Annotated in this window: 1 protein-coding gene; it reads left to right on the top strand. The window is 76.3% G+C overall.

Annotation, left to right across the window (positions count from 1 at the left end; all coding sequences use genetic code 11):
• Window position 1: 1 nt before the first annotated feature.
• A partial coding sequence (locus tag AX737_RS25795) for a 3-deoxy-D-manno-octulosonic acid transferase (RefSeq protein WP_082773297.1) occupies window positions 2-1,025 on the top strand: 1,024 nt, incomplete at its 3' end.

The raw sequence follows: 1,025 nt of genomic DNA, 5'->3' as shown, positions 1-1,025 counted from the left end.
CGTGGCGGGCCTGCTCGCGTGGCGGGCGCACCGCGGCAAGGAGGATCCGAGGCGGCTCCCCGAGCGCCGCGGCTTGGCCGGCCGGGCGCGGCCCGTCGGCCCGCTCGCCTGGATGCACGGGGCGAGCGTCGGCGAGGCGCTCTCGCTCGTCGGCCTCGTCGAGGGCATGATCGCCCGCGGCTTCTCGGTCCTCGTCACCACCGGCACCCGCACGGCCGCCGAGCTGATCGGCACCCGCCTGCCGCCCGGCGCCGTGCACCAGTACATGCCCCTCGACGCCCCGCGCTGGGTCGGGCGCTTCCTCGAACACTGGCAGCCGGACCTCGCGCTGGTGGCCGAATCCGAGATCTGGCCCAACGTCATCGTCGGCCTGCACGAGCGGGGCATCCCGCTGATCCTCGTCAACGGGCGGATGTCGGAGCGCTCGTTCCGCGGCTGGGAGCGCTCGCCGCGCACCGCGCGCGCGCTCCTCTCCCGCATCGCCGTCTGCCTCGCGCAGACGCGCGACGACGCGGAGCGCTTCGTGCGGCTCGGCGCGCCGCGGGTGAATGTGGCGGGGAACCTGAAGTTCGACGCCGCGGTGCCGCCGGCCGACCGGCAGCAGCTCGCCTATCTCGGCGAGATGATCGGGGAGCGCCCGGTCTGGATCGCGGCGAGCACCCATGCGGGCGAGGACGCCACCGTCGCCGCGTCGCACGCGCGCCTGGCCGCCCGCTTCCCCGACCTCCTCACCATCGTGGCCCCGCGCCATCCGGGCCGGGGGCAGGCGGTGGCCGAAGTCGCGGCCGCGGCGGGCCTGCGCAGCGCGCGCCGCGCGACCGGGGGGCGCCCCCATCCTGGGGTCTCCTGCTACGTCGCCGACACGGTGGGCGAGCTCGGCCTGTTCTACCGCCTGAGCCCGGTCGCCTTCCTGGGCGGCTCGCTGGTGGAGCGCGGCGGCCAGAACCCGATCGAGCCGGTTCGCCTCGACGCGGCGGTGCTGCACGGGCCGCACACCCAGAACTTCGCCGAGATCTACGGCGCCC

The organism is Methylobacterium sp. CCH5-D2 (genome assembly GCF_001556475.1).
In the GTDB taxonomy this organism is placed as follows: domain Bacteria; phylum Pseudomonadota; class Alphaproteobacteria; order Rhizobiales; family Beijerinckiaceae; genus Methylobacterium; species Methylobacterium hispanicum.
This window is presented reverse-complemented; position numbering and strand designations above follow the sequence as displayed.